The organism is Ideonella alba, from assembly GCF_018069875.1.
In the GTDB taxonomy this organism is placed as follows: Bacteria; Pseudomonadota; Gammaproteobacteria; order Burkholderiales; family Burkholderiaceae_C; genus Ideonella; species Ideonella alba.
The window spans coordinates 170,565-187,748 of record NZ_JAGQDF010000004.1; the positions used below are offsets into that span (position 1 = coordinate 170,565).

The 17,184-nt window shown below is 70.2% G+C and carries 14 protein-coding genes and 1 tRNA gene; 2 read left to right on the top strand and 13 right to left on the bottom strand.

The features are described from left to right. Window positions 1–52 precede the first annotated feature (52 nt). Window positions 53–2,128 (top strand): patatin-like phospholipase family protein, encoded by a 2,076-nt coding sequence (locus KAK07_RS08190; protein WP_210860171.1) that lies wholly within the window; start codon window positions 53–55, stop codon window positions 2,126–2,128. A gap of 12 nt (window positions 2,129–2,140) precedes the next feature. On the opposite strand, the gene KAK07_RS08195 is transcribed toward KAK07_RS08190, so the two are convergent. Continuing rightward, window positions 2,141–3,034, bottom strand: a complete 894-nt coding sequence (locus KAK07_RS08195; protein WP_210860173.1) for a DMT family transporter — start codon at window positions 3,032–3,034, stop codon at window positions 2,141–2,143. 89 nt (window positions 3,035–3,123) lie between these two features. Here KAK07_RS08195 and KAK07_RS08200 point away from each other — a divergent pair, with 89 nt between their 5' ends. Next, on the top strand, window positions 3,124–5,409 hold the full coding sequence (locus tag KAK07_RS08200) for a glycoside hydrolase family 3 N-terminal domain-containing protein (RefSeq protein WP_210860175.1): 2,286 nt from the start codon (window positions 3,124–3,126) through the stop codon (window positions 5,407–5,409). On the opposite strand, the gene KAK07_RS08205 is transcribed toward KAK07_RS08200, so the two are convergent. The 12 genes from KAK07_RS08205 to secY form a co-directional block, all read right to left on the bottom strand. Beyond that, window positions 5,390–8,980: an ABC transporter permease/M1 family aminopeptidase gene (locus tag KAK07_RS08205; RefSeq protein ID WP_210860176.1), complete on the bottom strand. Its 3,591-nt coding sequence runs from the start codon at window positions 8,978–8,980 to the stop codon at window positions 5,390–5,392. The genes KAK07_RS08200 and KAK07_RS08205 overlap by 20 nt on opposite strands. Before the next feature lies 1 nt (window position 8,981). After that, window positions 8,982–9,893, bottom strand: coding sequence for an ABC transporter ATP-binding protein (locus tag KAK07_RS08210; RefSeq protein ID WP_210852803.1), 912 nt, complete (start codon window positions 9,891–9,893; stop codon window positions 8,982–8,984). 175 nt (window positions 9,894–10,068) lie between these two features. Continuing rightward, window positions 10,069–10,145 (bottom strand) — tRNA-Met (locus KAK07_RS08215). A 61-nt stretch (window positions 10,146–10,206) separates the two neighbouring features. Continuing rightward, window positions 10,207–12,039, bottom strand: a complete 1,833-nt coding sequence (gene dsbD, locus KAK07_RS08220; protein WP_210860178.1) for a protein-disulfide reductase DsbD — start codon at window positions 12,037–12,039, stop codon at window positions 10,207–10,209. A gap of 95 nt (window positions 12,040–12,134) precedes the next feature. Continuing rightward, complete coding sequence (gene rplQ / locus KAK07_RS08225; protein WP_210860180.1) at window positions 12,135–12,530, bottom strand: 50S ribosomal protein L17; 396 nt, start codon at window positions 12,528–12,530, stop codon at window positions 12,135–12,137. A 119-nt stretch (window positions 12,531–12,649) separates the two neighbouring features. Beyond that, window positions 12,650–13,642 carry a DNA-directed RNA polymerase subunit alpha gene (locus KAK07_RS08230; protein WP_210852822.1) on the bottom strand — a complete coding sequence of 331 codons (993 nt, stop codon included), beginning with the start codon at window positions 13,640–13,642 and terminating at the stop codon, window positions 12,650–12,652. Window positions 13,643–13,801: 159 nt separating this feature from the next. Beyond that, window positions 13,802–14,425 (bottom strand): 30S ribosomal protein S4, encoded by a 624-nt coding sequence (rpsD, locus tag KAK07_RS08235; RefSeq protein ID WP_210801671.1) that lies wholly within the window; start codon window positions 14,423–14,425, stop codon window positions 13,802–13,804. 212 nt (window positions 14,426–14,637) lie between these two features. Continuing rightward, window positions 14,638–15,042 (bottom strand): 30S ribosomal protein S11, encoded by a 405-nt coding sequence (gene rpsK / locus KAK07_RS08240; RefSeq protein ID WP_210852824.1) that lies wholly within the window; start codon window positions 15,040–15,042, stop codon window positions 14,638–14,640. A 23-nt stretch (window positions 15,043–15,065) separates the two neighbouring features. Beyond that, on the bottom strand, window positions 15,066–15,431 hold the full coding sequence (gene rpsM, locus KAK07_RS08245; protein ID WP_210801673.1) for a 30S ribosomal protein S13: 366 nt from the start codon (window positions 15,429–15,431) through the stop codon (window positions 15,066–15,068). A gap of 32 nt (window positions 15,432–15,463) precedes the next feature. Then, complete coding sequence (rpmJ, locus tag KAK07_RS08250; RefSeq protein ID WP_210852826.1) at window positions 15,464–15,577, bottom strand: 50S ribosomal protein L36; 114 nt, start codon at window positions 15,575–15,577, stop codon at window positions 15,464–15,466. Window positions 15,578–15,614: 37 nt separating this feature from the next. Further along, on the bottom strand, window positions 15,615–15,833 hold the full coding sequence (infA, locus tag KAK07_RS08255; RefSeq protein WP_210801675.1) for a translation initiation factor IF-1: 219 nt from the start codon (window positions 15,831–15,833) through the stop codon (window positions 15,615–15,617). 40 nt (window positions 15,834–15,873) lie between these two features. After that, entirely contained in the window at window positions 15,874–17,184 is a 1,311-nt protein-coding gene (gene secY, locus KAK07_RS08260) for a preprotein translocase subunit SecY (protein WP_210852828.1), read from the bottom strand.

A 17,184-nucleotide genomic window follows, 5' to 3' on the forward strand; every position in this document is an offset into this window, starting at 1 on the left:
GGGCGCCGCATGCGGCGCGCAGAATCCACCGTCAGACCACAGGGAGACGGCGATGGACGAGCACTGCGACCTCGTGATGAAGGGCGGCATCACCAGCGGCGTGGTCTACCCGCGGCTGGTGGCCGAGCTGGCCACGCGCTACCGCTTCAAGAACATCGGCGGCACCTCGGCCGGGGCGATTGCCGCCGGCGCCTGCGCCGCCGCGGAGTACGGCCGCCGCCACGGCCATGCGCAGGCCTTCGAGCGCCTGGGCGAGCTGCCGCAGCAGCTGGGCGAGCCCATCACGCCCGAGGGCCGCACGCGGCTGTTCACGCTGTTCCGGCCGGCGCCGGCGCTGCGCCGGCATTTCGCGGTGATGGTGGGCGCGCTCAACGCCGGCCCGCGCGACGCCGCCCGCGCGGTGCTGTGGAGTCTGGTGAAGATGCAGGCGGGTCTGGCGCTGCTGGCGCTGGCCCTGGGCAGCGTGCTGCTGTGGCCGCTGCTGCTGGCGGTGGCGCCGGCACTGCCCACCGCCGCGATGGCCACCGGCGGTGCCACGGCCATGGCCATTTGTGCTCTGGCGGCCGCGCTGGCCAGTCGCGCGCTGCTGCACGGTCATGCACTGCGCGCGGCCGGCGTGGCCGCGCTGGCGGTGGGCGCGCTGGCGGTCTTCCTGCGCTTGCTGGCGCCTGCCACCGACTGGCCGGCCGCGCTGGGCCACGGCCTGGCCGTGTGGCTGGTGGCGCTGCTGTGGATGCTGCCGGTGGTGGCGCTGGTGACCTGGCGCTTCGGCCGCGGCCTGCTGGCCGGGCTGCATGCCAATGGCTACGGCCTGTGCAGCGGCCAGGGCGACGCACACACGCCGCCGGACCAGCCGGCGCTGACCGACTGGCTCACCGGCTACTTCAACACCCTGGCCGGCAAGGCGCCCGACGGGCCGCCGCTGCGCTTCGGTGAACTCTGGGGCCATGACGACCCCGAGCTGCCGCGCGACATCAACCTCGAGGTGATGACCAGCGCGGTGAGCCAGCAGATGGTCTATGGCATTCCGCTGCGCCCCGGCACACCGCGCTTCTTCTACGACCCGGTGGAGTGGGCGCGGCTGTTTCCGCCGTCGGTGATGCAGGCGCTGGACGAGGCGCTGCGCGCCCACCCCGAAGGCGATGGCAGCGAGCCACTGCGCGAAGGCAGCCGCGTGCTGGGCCCCGAGGGCCGGCCGCTGCGCCCGCTGCCACGGCGCGCCGACTGGCCGGTGGTGGTGGCCGTGCGCATGAGCCTGAGCTTTCCGGTGCTGCTCTCGGCGGTGCCGCTGTACGCGATCGACTGGAGCCTGAAGACCAATGCGCAGTGCCGCCAGGCGATCGACGCCGCCGCCACGCCCGAGCAGCGCGCCGCCCACCCGCTGCAGGCCAAGCGCATCTGGTTCTCGGACGGCGGCATCGGCAGCAACATGCCGCTGCACCTGTTCGACGCGCTGCTGCCCGGCCACCCCACCTTTGCGGTCAACCTCAAGACCGCCCACCCCGACTACCCGATCCATGACCAGGTGCCGGGCAACGAGGGCGGGCGGGTCTACCTGCCGGTGGACAACCGCGGCGGCAGCCAGCGCTTCTGGAACGCGCCCAACGATGCCGCGCCGCTGGGCGGGCTGGTCGGCTTCCTGGCCTCGATTGTCGACACCATGCAGAACTGGCGCGACGAGATCCAGTTCCCCTATCCGGGCTTTCGCGACCGCATCGTGCAGATCAGCCAGCGCCCCGACGAGGGCGGTCTGAACCTGGACATGCCGTCGAAGAACATCGAGGCGCTCTCCGGCGCCGGCGCGATGGCCGCGGCGCGCCTGATCGACCGCTTCCACCCGGCCGGTGCCGAGGGCGGCGCCGGCTGGCACAACCACGAGCAGGTGCGCCTGGGCACCTTCCTGGGCACGGTGCAGCCGGGCAGCGCGGCGCTGGCGCCGTCACTGGCCTCGGGCGAGTGGACCCCGCTGCTGAAGGACCTGCGCTACGACGCGCCGCAGCGCGCGCTGGCCGGCGAGTTCATGGCCGTGCTGAACCAGCTGGCCCAGCTGGGCCCGGACAGCGGCCTGTCGCTGGAAAGCGGCGCGCTCAAGCCGCTGGCGCAGATCCGCATCACGCCGCGGATCTGAGCGTCCTGCCGATCAGCGCCGACTGGCCAGCCACACGCCACCCAGCACCAGCACGCTGCCGGCCAGGAAGCGCGCCTCGATCGGCTCGCCCAGCAGAAAGAGGCCCAGCACCACGCCAAAGACCGGCGTGAGAAAGCTGAACGCGCCCAGCGGCGCCGCTTGGTAGTGGCGCAGCAGCCAGAACCAGACCAGGAAGCTGGCGCTGGACACCACCAGGCTCTGGAAGGCCAGGTGGGCCCAGGCCAGCGGCACCGGCGTGAAGTGCGCCTCGCCCAGCAACAGCGCCGCCGGCAACAGCAGCGCACAGGCCAGGCCCAGCTGCCACATCAGGGTCTCGGCCGGCGGGGCGGAGGACAGGCTGGAGCAGCGGATGCACACCGTCGTCGCGCCCCACGAGGCACCGGCCAGCAGGGCCAGCAGGTCGCCCAGCAGCACCGCCGGGGCCTCGGGCATCGCACCCTGCGGCGCGCGGCCCAGGAAGGCCAGCGCGATGCCCACGAAGGCCAGGCCGATGCCCAGCCACTGGCGCCGCACCAGGCGCTCGGCCGGCAGCCGCCAGTGCAGGCCCACCGCCGCGAAGATCGGCGAGGTGTAGAGCAGCACCACCACGTGCGAGGCGTGCGTGAGTTTCAGCGCCTGCGCCACCATCAGGTATTCGATGGCGAACAGCGCGCCGGCCAGCACCCCGGGGCGCCAGCGCGTCAGGCCCGATTGCCGCCACGCGGCCCAGCCGCCGCCCAGGGCCATGATCAGCCCCAGCGCGATGCCCGAGCGCAGGCCGATCATCGTGGCCGGGCTGACCAGCGGCGCCGCGGCCTTCAGCGAGATCTGCTGCAGGCCCCAGGTCAGGCACAGCAGCAGCATCAGGCCGCTGGCGCGGCCATCGAGGGGAAGTCGTCGATCCATCGGCCCGGATTGTCGGGGCAGACCCGGGTCCGGGCCCGCGGGGGCGCGGGCTACAGTCGGCGCGCCCCTTTGCTGCCTGCCGTGTCCCCATGAGCCCACCCCGTCTGCCGCTGCGCCGCCGCTTTCTCCAGGCCGCGGCCGCGCTGCTGGCGGCGCGCAGTGCCGCGGCGCGGCCCACCGCGAAGGACGACGCCGCGATCGAGCGCCTGCTGCGCCGCATGACGCTGGAGGAGAAAGCCGGCCAGCTGAGCCTGTTCTTCGACGACGCGCGCGAGGATGCGGTCAACGCGAACCCGGCGCAGGTCGAGCGGGCGATGGCCGACATCGGCGCCGAGATCGCCGCCGGGCGCGTCGGTGGCCTGTTCAACGGCATCGGCGTGGCCAGCGGGTGGGCGCTGCAACGCATCGCGGTGGAACGCTCGCGGCTGGGCATTCCGCTGCTGTTCGCGGCCGATGTGATCCATGGCCTGCGCACCGTCTTCCCGGTGCCGTTGGGCGAGGCCGCGGCCTTCGACACCGCACTGGCCGAGCGCACCGCCCGCGCCGCCGCCGAAGAGGCCACGGCCGTGGGCATCCACTGGACCTTCGCGCCGATGGTGGACGTGGCGCGCGACCAGCGCTGGGGCCGCGTCGTCGAGGGCGCCGGCGAGGACACCTGGTGGGGACAGCAGCTGGCCGCGGCGCGGGTGCGCGGTTTCCAGGGCCGCTCGCTGCGCGACGACGACAGTCTGCTGGCCACCGTCAAGCACTTCGCCGGTTATGGCGCCGTGGCCGGCGGCATGGACTACAACAGCGTGGAGCTGTCCGACGCCACGCTGCATGACGTGCACCTGCCGCCGTTTCGCGCCGGCCTGGAGGCGGGCGCGCTGGCGGTGATGACGGCCTTCCACGACCTGAACGGCATCCCCGCCACCGCCCACCACGGCCTGCTGACCGGGGTGCTGCGCCAGCAGTGGGGCTTCGGTGGCCTGGTGGTGTCGGACTTCGCGTCCGATGTCGAACTGGTGACCCATGGCCTGGCAGCCGACGACAAGGATGCGGCGCGGCGCGCCATCCTGGCCGGCTGCGACATGTCGATGGCCAGCGCGCTCTACAACCGCCACCTGCCGGCGCTGGTGCGCGAGGGTGCGGTGCCGATGGCGGTGCTGGACCGCTCGGTGCGGCGGGTGCTGCGGGTGAAGCAGGCGCTGGGTCTGTTCGAGCGGCCCTACCGCTCGCTCGACCCTACGCGCGAGCGCAGCGCGCTGCGCCGCCCGCAGACGGTGGCGCTGGCGCGCGAAGCGGCGCGCCGCTCGGTGGTGCTGCTGAAGAACGAGGGGCGTCTGCTGCCGCTGCCGGCGCAGGGACAGCGCATCGCGCTGATCGGGCCCTTCGCGCAGGACCGTGTGCACCTGATGGGGCCCTGGGCCCTGTGGAACGAGCCGGCGCAGGGTGTGAGCCTGGAAGACGGCCTGCGCGCCGCACTGGCCGACCCGGCCGCGCTGCAGGTGGTGCCGGGCTGCGGCATCGAGACAGCGCTGGACGGTGGCATCGCGGCCGCCGTGGCCGCGGCGCGTGCGGCCGACGTGGTGATCCTGTCGGTGGGCGAGAGCGACGCGCTGTCGGGCGAGTCGGCCTCGCGCACCGACATCGGTCTGCCGCCGGTGCAGCAGGCACTGGCCGAGGCGGTGGCCGCCACCGGCACGCCGATGGTGGTGGTGCTGCAGCATGGCCGTGCGCTGGCCCTGAGCGGCGCGGTGCGCGCGGCCCCCGCGATCCTGGCCGGCTGGTACCTGGGCCAGCAGTCCGGCCACGCGCTGGCCGACCTGCTGCTGGGCCAGCAGGCGCCCTCAGGCCGCCTGCCGGTGAGCTTTCCGCAGGCCTCGGGCCAGCAACCCTACTTCTACAACCACCGCAACACCGGCCGGCCGCAGGAACGTGCCGACGAGACGCGCTTCAGGTCGCGCTACCTGGAGGTGACGAACGAGGCGCTCTACCCCTTCGGCCACGGCCTGGGCTACGGCGAGATCGTCTACGAGGCGCTGAGCCTGGACACCGACACCCTGGCCTGGGACGGCCGTTGCCAGGTGCGTGTGCAGGTGCGCAACCTGGGGCCGCGCGCGATGCGCGAGGTGGTGCAGCTCTACATCCACCAGCGCGTGGCCAGCCCGGTGCGGCCGGTGCGCGAACTGCGCGGCGTGCAGGCGGTGGAGCTGGCCGCCGGCGAGGCCGCCAGCGTGGCCTTCACGCTGAGCCGCCACGACCTGGCGCACCGCGATGCCCAGGGCCGCGCGCGCGTGGAGCCCGGCTGGTTCGACCTCTGGCTGGCGCCGTCGGCCGCGGCCGGCACGCCGGTGTCCTTGCGCCTGCTCGGGCCTACTCCTTCACCGCGCTGAGGTTGTCCTCCGAGTTGCGGTCGATGCGCTTGTTGTACGGATCGACCCCCACGTAGGCCGGCTTGCTGGCCACCGTCAGCGTGATCTGCTGGCTGCCGCTGGTCAGGCGCTGGCGCTGCATCGCCAGCACCGACTGGGCGGTGTAGCCGGTCTTGCCGGGCTCGACGGTGAAGGCGCCGATGTCGCAGGCCTCGTCCAGCGGTGCCTCGGTCTCGACGCCCTTGCCGTCGGCATACAGCTTGCGCGCCTCCACCGTGAAGCGCACGTCCCAGCGGCCGTCGGGGCGGCGGGTGGCGCTGGCGTCGCGGGCCTTCAGGTCGAGCAGCGTGATCTTCTCGAAGAGGTCGGTGATCAGGGCCTGGTGGGCGGCGTTGCCCAGGCCGGCCTCGGCGCGCAGCAGGCGCAGGAAGTCGGTGCTGTTGGCGTAGGGCGCGGGCTGGAAGGCGTACTGCTGCAGCAGCTTGGCCAGCGTGCGGTTGACCACCTCCACGCCCAGCGCCTCCTTGGCCCACCACATCGCCAGCGAGCCCTTCTGGTAGTGGATGTAGGGCTGGTTCTCCACCCGGGCCAGCGGCATCTCCTCGACCACCTCGCCGCCGCGCGAGCGCAGGTAGCGGTCGAGCTCGTACTTCAGGAAGCGGCGCATCTGCTCAGGGCCGTAGAGCTGCTCCATCACCAGCAGTGCCGAGTACTGCGCGAAGCTCTCCACCAGCAGCGTGTTGCCCTGCTGCGGGCTGGGCGAGAGCTGGTGTCCCCACCACTGGTGGGCGATCTCGTGCGCGGTGACGTAGGTCACCACGTCGATCTTGTCGGGGTCGTCCAGCCGGGTCAGGAAGCCGATGTTCTCGCTGTACGGAATGGTGTTGGCAAAGCTCTGCGCGAAGTTGGCGTAGCTGGGGAACTCCAGGATGCGCGCCTGGCGGAACTGGTAGGGCGAGAACTGCTGGCCGAACAGCTGCAGCGAGGCCTTCATCGCCGCCAGCATGCGCGGCACGTTGTAGTCGTGCCCCGGGTGGTGGTAGACGGCCAGCTCGATCGGGCCCAGCCGGTCGGTCTTCACCGCGTAGCGCGCCGACTGGATGCTGAAGAAATGGTTGATCGGCGCGTCGGTCCTGAAGCGCACGGTGCGGCGGCCGTCCTTCGTCACATCGCTGACGGTGTAGCCGGGGGCGATCGGGGTCTGGTCGGCGTCGGTGCCCACCGTGATCTCGGCCTGCACCCAGTCGCTGTCGCCGCGCAGGCCGTTGAAGGCGCGGGCCGAGTCGTCCTCCAGCGTGGGGGGCCGCAGGTCGGCCGGCAGGCCCTGCTTGCGGCGCTTGGCGCGGTCCTTCAGGAAGCCCTCGCGCGAGACGCCCAGGCCCGGCGCGATGTCACCGTTGTCGACGAAGCTGCCGTTCTCGACGATGCGCGTCAGTGGCGCGCCATTGACGAAGCCGCGCTCCTGCAGCGTGGTGGCAAAGCCCAGCTCGCGCACCTCGCCCGGCTGCATCGGCGTGTCCAGGCGGTAGCGCCGGAAGCCCCAGTCCGGATGGTCGGCGCTGACGGTGGCGCCGGGGATGTCCAGGCGGTCGATCACCAGCCGCGGCGCCCAGGCGACGATCAGCTCGGCGATCGGGCCGCCGCTGCGGTTCTCGAGGCGGTAGCGGCCAGTGGTGACGGCGCGCGCCTCACGCGGGTAGAGCTGCACGTCCAGCGTGACCGCGGTGATGCGTGGCTGGGGCAGCTTCTCCAGCGGCAGCATGGCGCGCTCGGCCTCGGCCAGGATCCGCTCCTGCTCGGGCAGCGGCTGGTAGCGGTTGAGGATGTTGGTGTTCCAGAAGATCCAGCCGCCCAGGCCCACCCAGGCCAGCGCGGCGGCCGTGCCCAGCCAGCCGGCCGGCCCGCGCAGGCGCGCGCGCGCCTGCGGCCAGCGCTGGCGCAGCGTGCTGCCGGCGCCACGCTGCCAGAAGGCGTAGGCCCCCACCGCCAGCAGCAATGCGCAGGCGCTCCAGTACAGCTGGTACCAGACCATGCCGATCCAGAAGCGCGACATGCCGCCCATGTCCGACAAGGGCACCGGCGGCGTGCCGCTGTAGTTGTAGAGGTTGTGCTCGAAGCCGGCCGAGGCCAGCGCGATGGCCGCCACCACCTGCAGCAGCATCAGCCCCCAGCCGATGTACTTCTGCGGCACCAGCACCTGCACGAACACCGACAGCACCGCCAGCTGCAGCGACAGCAGCACCGTGGGCAGCACGAACCACCACAGGTAGGACAGCGGCTGCAGCTGCGTGAAGCCCTTGGCCAGTTGCACCGCCATGCCGGTCAGCGCGGCCACCAGCGAGGTGGCCAGCAGCACCAGCGCGATCGCGGCGATCTTGGGCAGCAGGTGGGCCCAGCCAGGTGCGGCGGTGGCGTCGACGATCTCGTGCATGCGGCGCTCGCGGTCGCGCCAGACCAGCTCGCCGCCGTAATAGATCGCGATGATGATGGGCATCAGCGTGAACGCGCCCTGCAGCGCTTCCACCATCAGCCGTGTCACCGGGTAGCTGCCGCTGCCGTACCACTCGTTGCTGAACCAAGCGCCACCGCCGGCGTTGAGCACGCCGATGAACAGCAGCACGAAGAAGGCCGGGCTGCGGAACACGAAGGCCATGTCGAAGCGCGCCAGGGCCAGGAACTGGGCGCGGCGGGTGGCGGCGTCGGCGCGTGGCGGCGGCAGGGACCGCGGCGGGGCCGCTGGCGTGGCGGTGGGCGCTTCAGGCGCCACCGCGGCGACCTTGGCCGCGCGCTGCTCGAAGCGGAAGCGCCAGGCCGTCCAGGCGAACAGCGCGCTGCCCAGGCCCAGCCAGAGCAGCCGGTTGGCCAGGAACAGGCCCGACAGCTCGGGCAGGCGCGTGTTGCGGTCGGCCGCGGTCCAGTACTTGGTGGCGATGCTCAGTGCCGACAGGCCGAAGGGATCGGACAGCGCCGAGACCACATCGCGCTCCATGTTGCGCAGCAGCCCGCGCGAGACGAAGTACAGCACCAGCAGCGCCACCGCCCCCACATAGGACCACATCATCGAGCGGGTGCTGGTGGCCAGCGCGAAGAAGGCGCTGCCGATGATCACCAGCGTGGGCAGCGCGAAGACGAACAGCGCCCAGAGGTAGTCGCCCGGGCGGAAGGGGCCGACCTTCTCGGGGTCCAGCCAGGGCATCAGCGCGCCCACGCCGATGCCCAGCGGCACCGCGGCCAGCACCAGCAGCGCCGCGGCCAGCGCGCCGCTGAAGCGACCGCCCAGGTAGGCGCCCTTGCCCAGCCGGGTGCTGCGCAGGATGGGGGCGAAGCCGGTCTCGTCGTCGCGCAGCACCGTGCCGGCCACCATGGCCACGACCACGAAGATCGCGAACAGGCTCATCACCGCCAGCGTCTGCACGATCGCGAAGGGCGAGTTCAGGTTGACGTTGCCCTTGCTGCCGATCTGGATCTGGTCCACCGTGGTGGCGCCGAAGGCCAGCAGGAAGAACAGCGCGAAGCCGACCCAGAGCACCGGGCTGCGCAGCTGGTAGCGCCACTCGAAGCGCGCCACCGCGCTGAAGAAGGAGCCGCCCATCTCAGGCTCCTTGCGCGGCGGCAGCGGCAACGCTGGCGCGGTGGCGGTGCAGCGTGGCGAAGTAGACGTCTTCCAGCGTGGGCTCGGCGGGCGCGAAGCCGGGGCCCGGCGCGCCCGCGCCCGGCTCGGCCAGCGCGCGGATCACGGTGCGCCCGGCGCGCAGCCGGGTGGCGATCACCGCGTGGCGCTCACGCGCCGCCGGCAGCTCGGCCTTGTCGATGTCGGCCTGCCAGATGCGGCCGGCCAGCGACGCGATCAGCGCCGACGGCGTGCCGCTCTCGACGATGCGCCCGCCCACCAGGATGGCGGTGCGCGGGCACAGGTCGGTGACGTCGTCAACGATGTGGGTGGACAGGATCACCACCACCTGCTCGCCGATCTCGGCCAGCAGGTTGTTGAAGCGGTTGCGCTCCTCGGGGTCGAGGCCGGCGGTGGGCTCGTCGACGATGATCAGCCGCGGCTGGCCGATCAGCGCCTGCGCAATGCCGAAGCGCTGGCGCATGCCCCCTGAGTAGCCGGCCACGGCCTTCTTGCGCGCCTCCCACAGGTTGACCTGGCGCAGCAGCGACTCGACCGTGTCGCGCCGCTCACCGCGGCCGGCCACGCCCTTGAGCACCGCCAGGTGGTCCAGCAGGTCCTCGGCCGACACGCGCGGGTAGACGCCGAAATCCTGCGGCAGGTAGCCCAGCGTGGCGCGCAGCGCCTCGGGCCGGGCCAGCACATCGATGTCGCCGAAGCGGATCTGACCCTGGCTGGGAATCTGCAGCGTGGCCAGGCAGCGCATCAGGCTGCTCTTGCCGGCGCCGTTGGGCCCGAGCAGGCCGAACATGCCGGCCGGGATGTCGAGCGAGACCCCATCGAGCGCGCGTGTGCCGTTGGGGTAGACGTGGGTGAGGTCGCGGATGTTCAGCATGGCGCGCATGCTGCCGCATGTCGGGCGCGCTGGCGGCGGGCGGCCGACCAAACGCGGGAATCTCCCGATGAATCGCCGGATGGGCGCCCTGGACGGCGGAACCTGCGCGGCGCGGGCGGGTCCGCGCCCAGAAACGACAAAGCCCGCTTGGGGCGGGCTTCATTCATGGGTTCAGTGGTTGCGGGGGCAGGATTTGAACCTGCGACCTTTGGGTTATGAGCCCAACGAGCTACCAGACTGCTCCACCCCGCGACTGAAGCTAGCAGTGTAGCACGGAAAGTGGCGATCAGTCCAGGTGCGCGCCAAAAAGCGATCAGAGACCGGCGCGCTGCAGCGTGACGTTGAAACGCGACGCATCCTCGAAGCCGACAACGCGCAGGCCGTTCATCTCGCGGCCCTGGGCGTCGAAGAAGATGGTGCCGGGCGGGCCGAACAGGTTGAAGCGCTTGAGCAGCGCGCGGTCGTCGGCGCTGTTGGCGGTGACGTCGGCCTTCAGCAGCAGCGCGCCGGCCAGGCGCTGGCGCACCGCGGCATCGGTGAAGGTGAAGCGCTCCATCTCCTTGCAGCTGACGCACCAGTCGGCATAGAAGTCCAGCATCACCGGCCGGCCGGCGCTGGCCAGCGCGGCGTCGAGTTCGGCCACGCTGCGCACCGGCTGCCAGGGCAGCGTGCTGGCCGCGACGGCGCCGCCGCCGGTGAAGTGGCCCAGCGGCTGCAGCGGATCACGGCCGCCCGAAGCGGCCCCCACCAGCTGCGAGACGCCGAGCGTCAAGGCCGCGATGCCGGCCGCACGCTGCACCCACACGCGCGGCGCGTGGCTGTGCGGATGGTTGTCGAAGGGGCGCAGCATGAAGCCGGTGACCAGCAGTAGCGCGCCCCAGCCAGCCAGCACCGCCCAGGCCGGCAGCACCGGCTGCACGATGTACAGCGCGGTGGCCAGCAGCAGCAGGCCGAAGAAGTGCTTGACCGCGTGCATCCAGGCACCCGAGCGCGGCAGCCAGGCGCCCGCCGAGGCGCCCAGCGCCAGCAGCGGCACGCTCATGCCGCAGGCCAGCGCAAACAGCGCGCTGCCGGCCAGCACCACGTCGCGGCTCTGGCTCAGGAAGACCAGCGCCCCGGCCAGTGGCGCGCTGACACAGGGGCTGACGATCAGCGCCGACAGGCCGCCCATCAGGAACACGCCGACGAAGCGCCCGCCCGGCAGCTGCGCCGACACGCCGTGCAGGTGGTTGTGCAGCGCACTGGGCAGGCGCAGCTCGTAGACGTCGAACATCGCCAGCGAGAAAGCCACCAGCAGCGCGGCGAAGCTGGCCAGCACCCAGGGTTTTTGCAGCGCCGCGGCCAGGCCCTCGCCGGCCAGGCCGGCGGCCACGCCCAGCGCGGTGTAGACCATCGCCATGCCCAGCGAGTAGGCCACGGCCAGGCCGAAGCTGCGGCCGCGCGAGACCTGCCCCTGGCCCGCGATCACCGACGACAGGATGGGCAGCATCGGCAGCACGCAGGGCGTGAAGGCCAGCAGCAGGCCCATCACGAAGAAGGCGCCCACCGTCGTCCACCAGTTGCCGTCGCGCAGCACGCGCTCGATGCGCGCGGTGTCGCCCTGGGCCTCGGGCGCTGTGGCCTGGGGCGGTGGCGTGGCGGCACCGGCCAGCAGGCTGCCGGGGCTGGCTGCGGGCGTGGCGCTGGCCTCGTCGGTCAGCAGGCGCGCGCTGCCATCGCCACCGAACCCGGTCAGTGAGACCTGCAGGCGACGGGTATCGGGCGGGTAGCACAGGCCGGCGTCGGCGCAGCCCTGGGAGGTGACCTCGAGCACGAAGGGGCCGCTGGCTGCGCGCACCGGCAGGCGCACCGTCAGTGCGCCGCGGTAGGTCTCGACCTCCTTCTGGAAGGTCTCGTCGAACTTGACCTTGCCCTTGGGCAGCTCGGGCTCGCCCAGCGTGGCGCCATCGGCGGCGACGAACTTGAAGCGCTCGCGGTAGAGGTAGTAGCCGTCGGCGATGTCGAAGCGCAGCTGCACCGCATCGGGTCCGGCGGCCTGGGCCGACAGCTTGAAGGCCTGGTCGGGCTCGAGGAAGTCGGCCGCGCGAGCGGACAGCAGCGCGCCCAGGGCGATCAGCAGCAGCGTGAAGAGGCGGAACAGGCGCATGGTCCGGATTCTGAGGGGCGCTCGGGGCGGGTGGTTCCCGGCCCATGAAAAAAGGCCCGCACGGGGCGGGCCTTGTTCGCGGGGGCAGCCGTGGATTACTCGGCAGCGGCCTCGGCGGGGGCCTCGGCCACTTCGGGGCGATCCACCAGCTCGACGAAGGCCATCGGCGCGTTGTCGCCGACGCGGAAGCCCATCTTCAGGATGCGGGTGTAGCCGCCCGGACGGGCGTTGTAGCGCTTGCCCAGGTCGTTGAACAGCTTGGTGACGACGTCACGGTCGCGCAGGCGGGCGAAGGCCAGGCGGCGGTTGGCCACGCTGTCGATCTTGGCCAGGGTGATCAGCGGCTCGACGACGCGGCGCAGTTCCTTGGCCTTGGGCAGGGTGGTCTTGATGGCTTCGTGGGTGAGCAGCGAGACCGACATGTTGCGCAGCATCGCGGCGCGGTGCTCGGAGGTGCGGTTCAGCTTGCGAAGGCCGTTACGGTGGCGCATGGTGCTTTCCTTTCGTTATGGAACCCCGGCCGGACAAGGTACCGGGGTGTGCACGTCAGCCCGAAGGCTGGTGGTGTTGTGCCGGCGCCCCGGGTGGAGCGGCCGGCGGGTTCAATGGATCAGCGCTTGTCCAGGCCCTGGGGCGGCCAGTGCTCGAGGCGCGAGCCCAGGGTCAGGCCGCGCGAGGCGAGCACTTCCTTGATCTCGTTGAGCGACTTGCGGCCCAGGTTCGGGGTCTTGAGCAGCTCGGTCTCGGTGCGCTGGATCAGGTCGCCGATGTAGTAGATGTTCTCGGCCTTCAGGCAGTTGGCCGAGCGCACGGTCAGCTCGAGCTCGTCGACCGGACGCAGCAGGATCGGGTCGATCGGGCCGGCCGGCTTGTCACCGGTGGCGATCGGGCTGCCGAACTCGGCGCCGGCATCCAGCTGGGCGAAGACCGCCAGCTGCTCGACCAGGATCTTGGCCGAGGCGCGGATGGCTTCCTCGGGCGAGATCGCGCCGTTGGTCTCGATCTCCATGACCAGCTTGTCGAGGTCGGTGCGCTGCTCGACGCGGGCGTTCTCGACCGCGTAGCTCACGCGCTTGACCGGCGAGAAGGAGGCGTCCAGCACGATGCGGCCGATCGACTTGGTCGGCTCGTCGCCGAAGCGGCGCAGGTTGCCCGGCACGTAGCCGCGGCCCTTCTCGACCTTGATCTGCATGTCGAGCTTGCCACCCTGGGCCAGGTTGGCGATGACGTGGTTCTTGTTGACGATCTCGACGTCGTGCGGCGTCTGGATGTCGTTGGCGGTGACCGGGCCTTCGCCCTCCTTGCGCAGGACCAGGGTGACTTCGTCGCGGTTGAGCAGACGGAAGACCACGCCCTTGAGGTTCAGCATGATGTGCACCACGTCCTCGGCGACACCGTCGATCGTGGAGTACTCGTGGAGCACGCCGGCGATGGTGACCTCGGTCGGTGCGTAACCCACCATCGACGACAGCAGCACGCGACGCAGCGCGTTGCCCAGCGTGTGACCGTAGCCGCGCTCGAAGGGCTCGAGCGTGACCTTGGCGCGGTGGCCGCCCAGCGGCTCCGCAACGATGGCTTTGGGTTTCAGCAGATTGGTTTGCATGTAAGTCCTGTTCCTCTCAATACCCTCGGCTCGTTACACCGATAAGGCTGGCGGACCACGCCGGAAGCGATGTCGACCGCTGCGGAACCGGCATACCGCAGCGGCAGTGGCCGCCACGCGCTGCCCCGCAACGGGACGGCGCGCCGCGGCCGGTATTCATCAGCGCGAATACAGTTCGACGATCAGCGACTCGTTGATCTCGGCGCCGAATTCGTCGCGGTCGGGGGCCTTCTTGAAGGTGCCCTCGAGCTTGGTGGCGTCCACCGACACCCAGGCCGGCAGGCCGATCGACTCGGCCAGCTTCAGCGAGTCGGCGATGCGCAGCTGCTTCTTGGCCTTTTCGCGCACGGCGATCACGTCACCGGCCTTGACCTGGTACGACGGGATGTTGACGACGATGCCGTTGACCGTCAGGGCCTTGTGCGAGACCAGCTGGCGGGCTTCCGCGCGGGTCGAGCCGAAGCCCATGCGGTAGACGACGTTGTCCAGACGCGATTCCAGCAGCTGCAGCAGGTTCACGCCGGTCGAGCCCTTGCGGCGATCGGCTTCGGCGAAGTAGCGGCGGAATTGGCGCTCGAGCACGCCGTACATGCGCTTGACCTTCTGCTTCTCGCGCAGCTGCAGACCGAAGTCGGAGGTGCGGGCGCCGGAGGTGCGGCCATGCTGGCCCGGCTTGGATTCGAACTTGGCCTTGTCGCTGATGGCGCGGCGGGCGCTCTTCAGGAACAGGTCGGTGCCTTCACGGCGGGAGAGTTTGGCCTTGGGGCCGAGGTAACGTGCCACGGTGTTGTCCTTCGTTGGTCGGTCTGACGCATCCGAGCCACGGCGGTGAGCCGTGACGATGCGCGAGTCTGTGGCCGGGGCACGGGGCCCGCGGGGCGACAGACGGTGGGCTTGGAGTCAAAATGGCCGACGCATGGCTAACGCCATCGCCGGCATGCGGGAAAACTCTTCATTGTAGCAGGCCCGCGGCGAACCGGGGCCTGCAGCGCGCCTTAGATGCGGCGGCGCTTCTGCGGACGGCAGCCGTTGTGCGGAACCGGCGTGACGTCGGAGATCGAGTTGATGCGGATGCCCAGCGAAGCCAGGGCACGCACCGACGACTCGCGACCGGGGCCCGGGCCCTTGATGCGCACGTCCAGGTTCTTGATGCCCTGTTCCTGCGCGGCACGGCCGGCGTTCTCGGCAGCGACCTGGGCAGCGAACGGGGTCGACTTGCGCGAACCCTTGAAGCCCTGGCCACCCGACGAGGCCCACGACAGGGCGCCGCCCTGGCGGTCGGTGATGGTGATGATGGTGTTGTTGAACGAGGCGTGCACGTGAGCGATGCCATCCGCGACGTTCTTGCGGATCTTCTTGCTCACGCGGCGGGCCGCGTTGTTGGCAGGGGACTTGGCCATGTCTTGGTCTTCCTACGGAGGGCTTACTTCTTCAGCGCGGCGGCACCCTTGCGCGGGCCCTTGCGGGTACGGGCATTGGTGCGGGTGCGCTGGCCGCGCATCGGCAGGCCGCGGCGGTGACGGAAGCCGCGGTAGCAGCCCAGGTCCATCAGGCGCTTGATGTTCATCGAGGTCTCGCGACGCAGGTCGCCCTCGATGGTCAGCTTGCCCACCTCTTCCCGGATCTTCTCCAGGTCGCCGTCGGTCAGGTCCTTGATCTTCTTGGAGAAGGGGATGCCCACCGCTTCGCAGATCTTCTGCGCGGTCGTGCGGCCGATACCGAAGATGTAGGTCAGGCCGATTTCCGCGTGCTTCTGCGGCGGAATGTTGATACCAGCAATACGTGCCATGGTGCTTCCTTGGATTCCTCAGCCGCCGGGGATCAGCCCTGGCGCTGCTTGTGACGCGGGTCGGTGCAGATCACGCGCACGATGCCGTTGCGCCGGATGATCTTGCAGTTGCGGCACATCTTCTTGACCGATGCCGAGACTTTCATCGTCTTCTCCTTGACGGGTTCAAGCGCTCTTGAACGTTTACTTTGCGCGGAAAACGATCCGAGCGCGACTCAAATCGTAGGGCGTCAGCTCGACTGTCACCTTGTCGCCGGGGAGGATGCGGATGTAGTGCATGCGCATCTTGCCGGAGATGTGTCCGAGGACCACGTGCCCATTGTCCAGCTTCACGCGGAAGGTGGCGTTGGGCAGGTTCTCGAGGATCTCCCCCTGCATCTGGATGACGTCGTCTTTCGCCATGGAAATGCGTTGACGGGCTGTGTTGCGGACCTCTGGCTCTTCAGCTCGCCTTGAAATTGGCCTTCTTCAGCAGCGACTCGTACTGATGACTCATCACGTACGACTGCACCTGGGCCCAGAAGTCCATCGTGACGACCACGATGATCAGCAGGCTCGTGCCACCGAAGTAGAACGGAACGCTGTACTTGAGCTGCAGGAATTCCGGCAGCAGGCAGACCAGCGTGATGTACACGGCACCGGCCAGCGTCAGGCGGGCCAGGATCTTGTCGATGTGGCGCGCAGTCTGCTCGCCCGGCCGGATGCCCGGGATGAACGCACCGCTCTTCTTCAGGTTGTCGGCGGTCTCGCGGCTGTTGAACACCAGCGCCGTGTAGAAGAAGCAGAAGAACACGATCATCGCGGCGTACAGCATCACGTAGATCGGCTGACCCGGCTGCAGCGTGCCCGAGATGTCCTTCAGCCAGCGCATGTCGTCGCCGGTGGCGAACCAGCCGACCACCGTGGCGGGCAGCAGGATGATCGACGAGGCGAAGATCGGCGGGATCACGCCCGACATGTTCAGCTTCAGCGGCAGGTGCGAGGACTGGCCGCCATACACCTTGTTGCCGACCTGGCGCTTGGCGTAGTTGACCAGGATCTTGCGCTGACCCCGCTCGACGAACACCACCACATAGGTCACGATGCCGACCAGGGCGATCACGAACAGCGCCACGATGATGCTCATCGCGCCGGTGCGCACCAGCTCGAACAGGCCGCCGATGGCGTTGGGCAGACCGGCCGCGATGCCCGAGAAGATCAGGATCGAGATGCCGTTGCCCAGACCGCGCTCGGTGATCTGCTCACCCAGCCACATCAGGAACATCGTGCCAGCTACCAGGCTGACCACCGCGGTCATGCGGAAGCCGAAGCCCGGGTTCAGCACCAGACCGGCCGAGCCTTCCAGCGCCAAGGCGATGCCCAGCGACTGAAAGATCGCCAGGCCCAGCGTGCCGTAGCGGGTGTACTGGGTGATCTTGCGACGGCCGGACTCGCCTTCCTTCTTCAGGGCCTCGAGGCTGGGCACCACGTAGGTCATCAGCTGCATGATGATCGACGCCGAGATGTACGGCGTGATCCCCAGCGCGAAGACCGCGAAGCGCGACATCGCGCCACCCGAGAACATGTTGAACAGGTTCAGGATGCCGCCCTGCTGACCCTCGAAGAGGGCCTGCAGCTGCTGCGGGTTGATGCCCGGCACGGGGATATGCGCCCCGATGCGGTACACCACCAGCGCCAGCAAGAGGAAGACCAGCCGGCGATTGAGGTCGCCGAACTTGCCTGTCTTGGCCAGCTGAGTCGGAGAGGTTGCCAC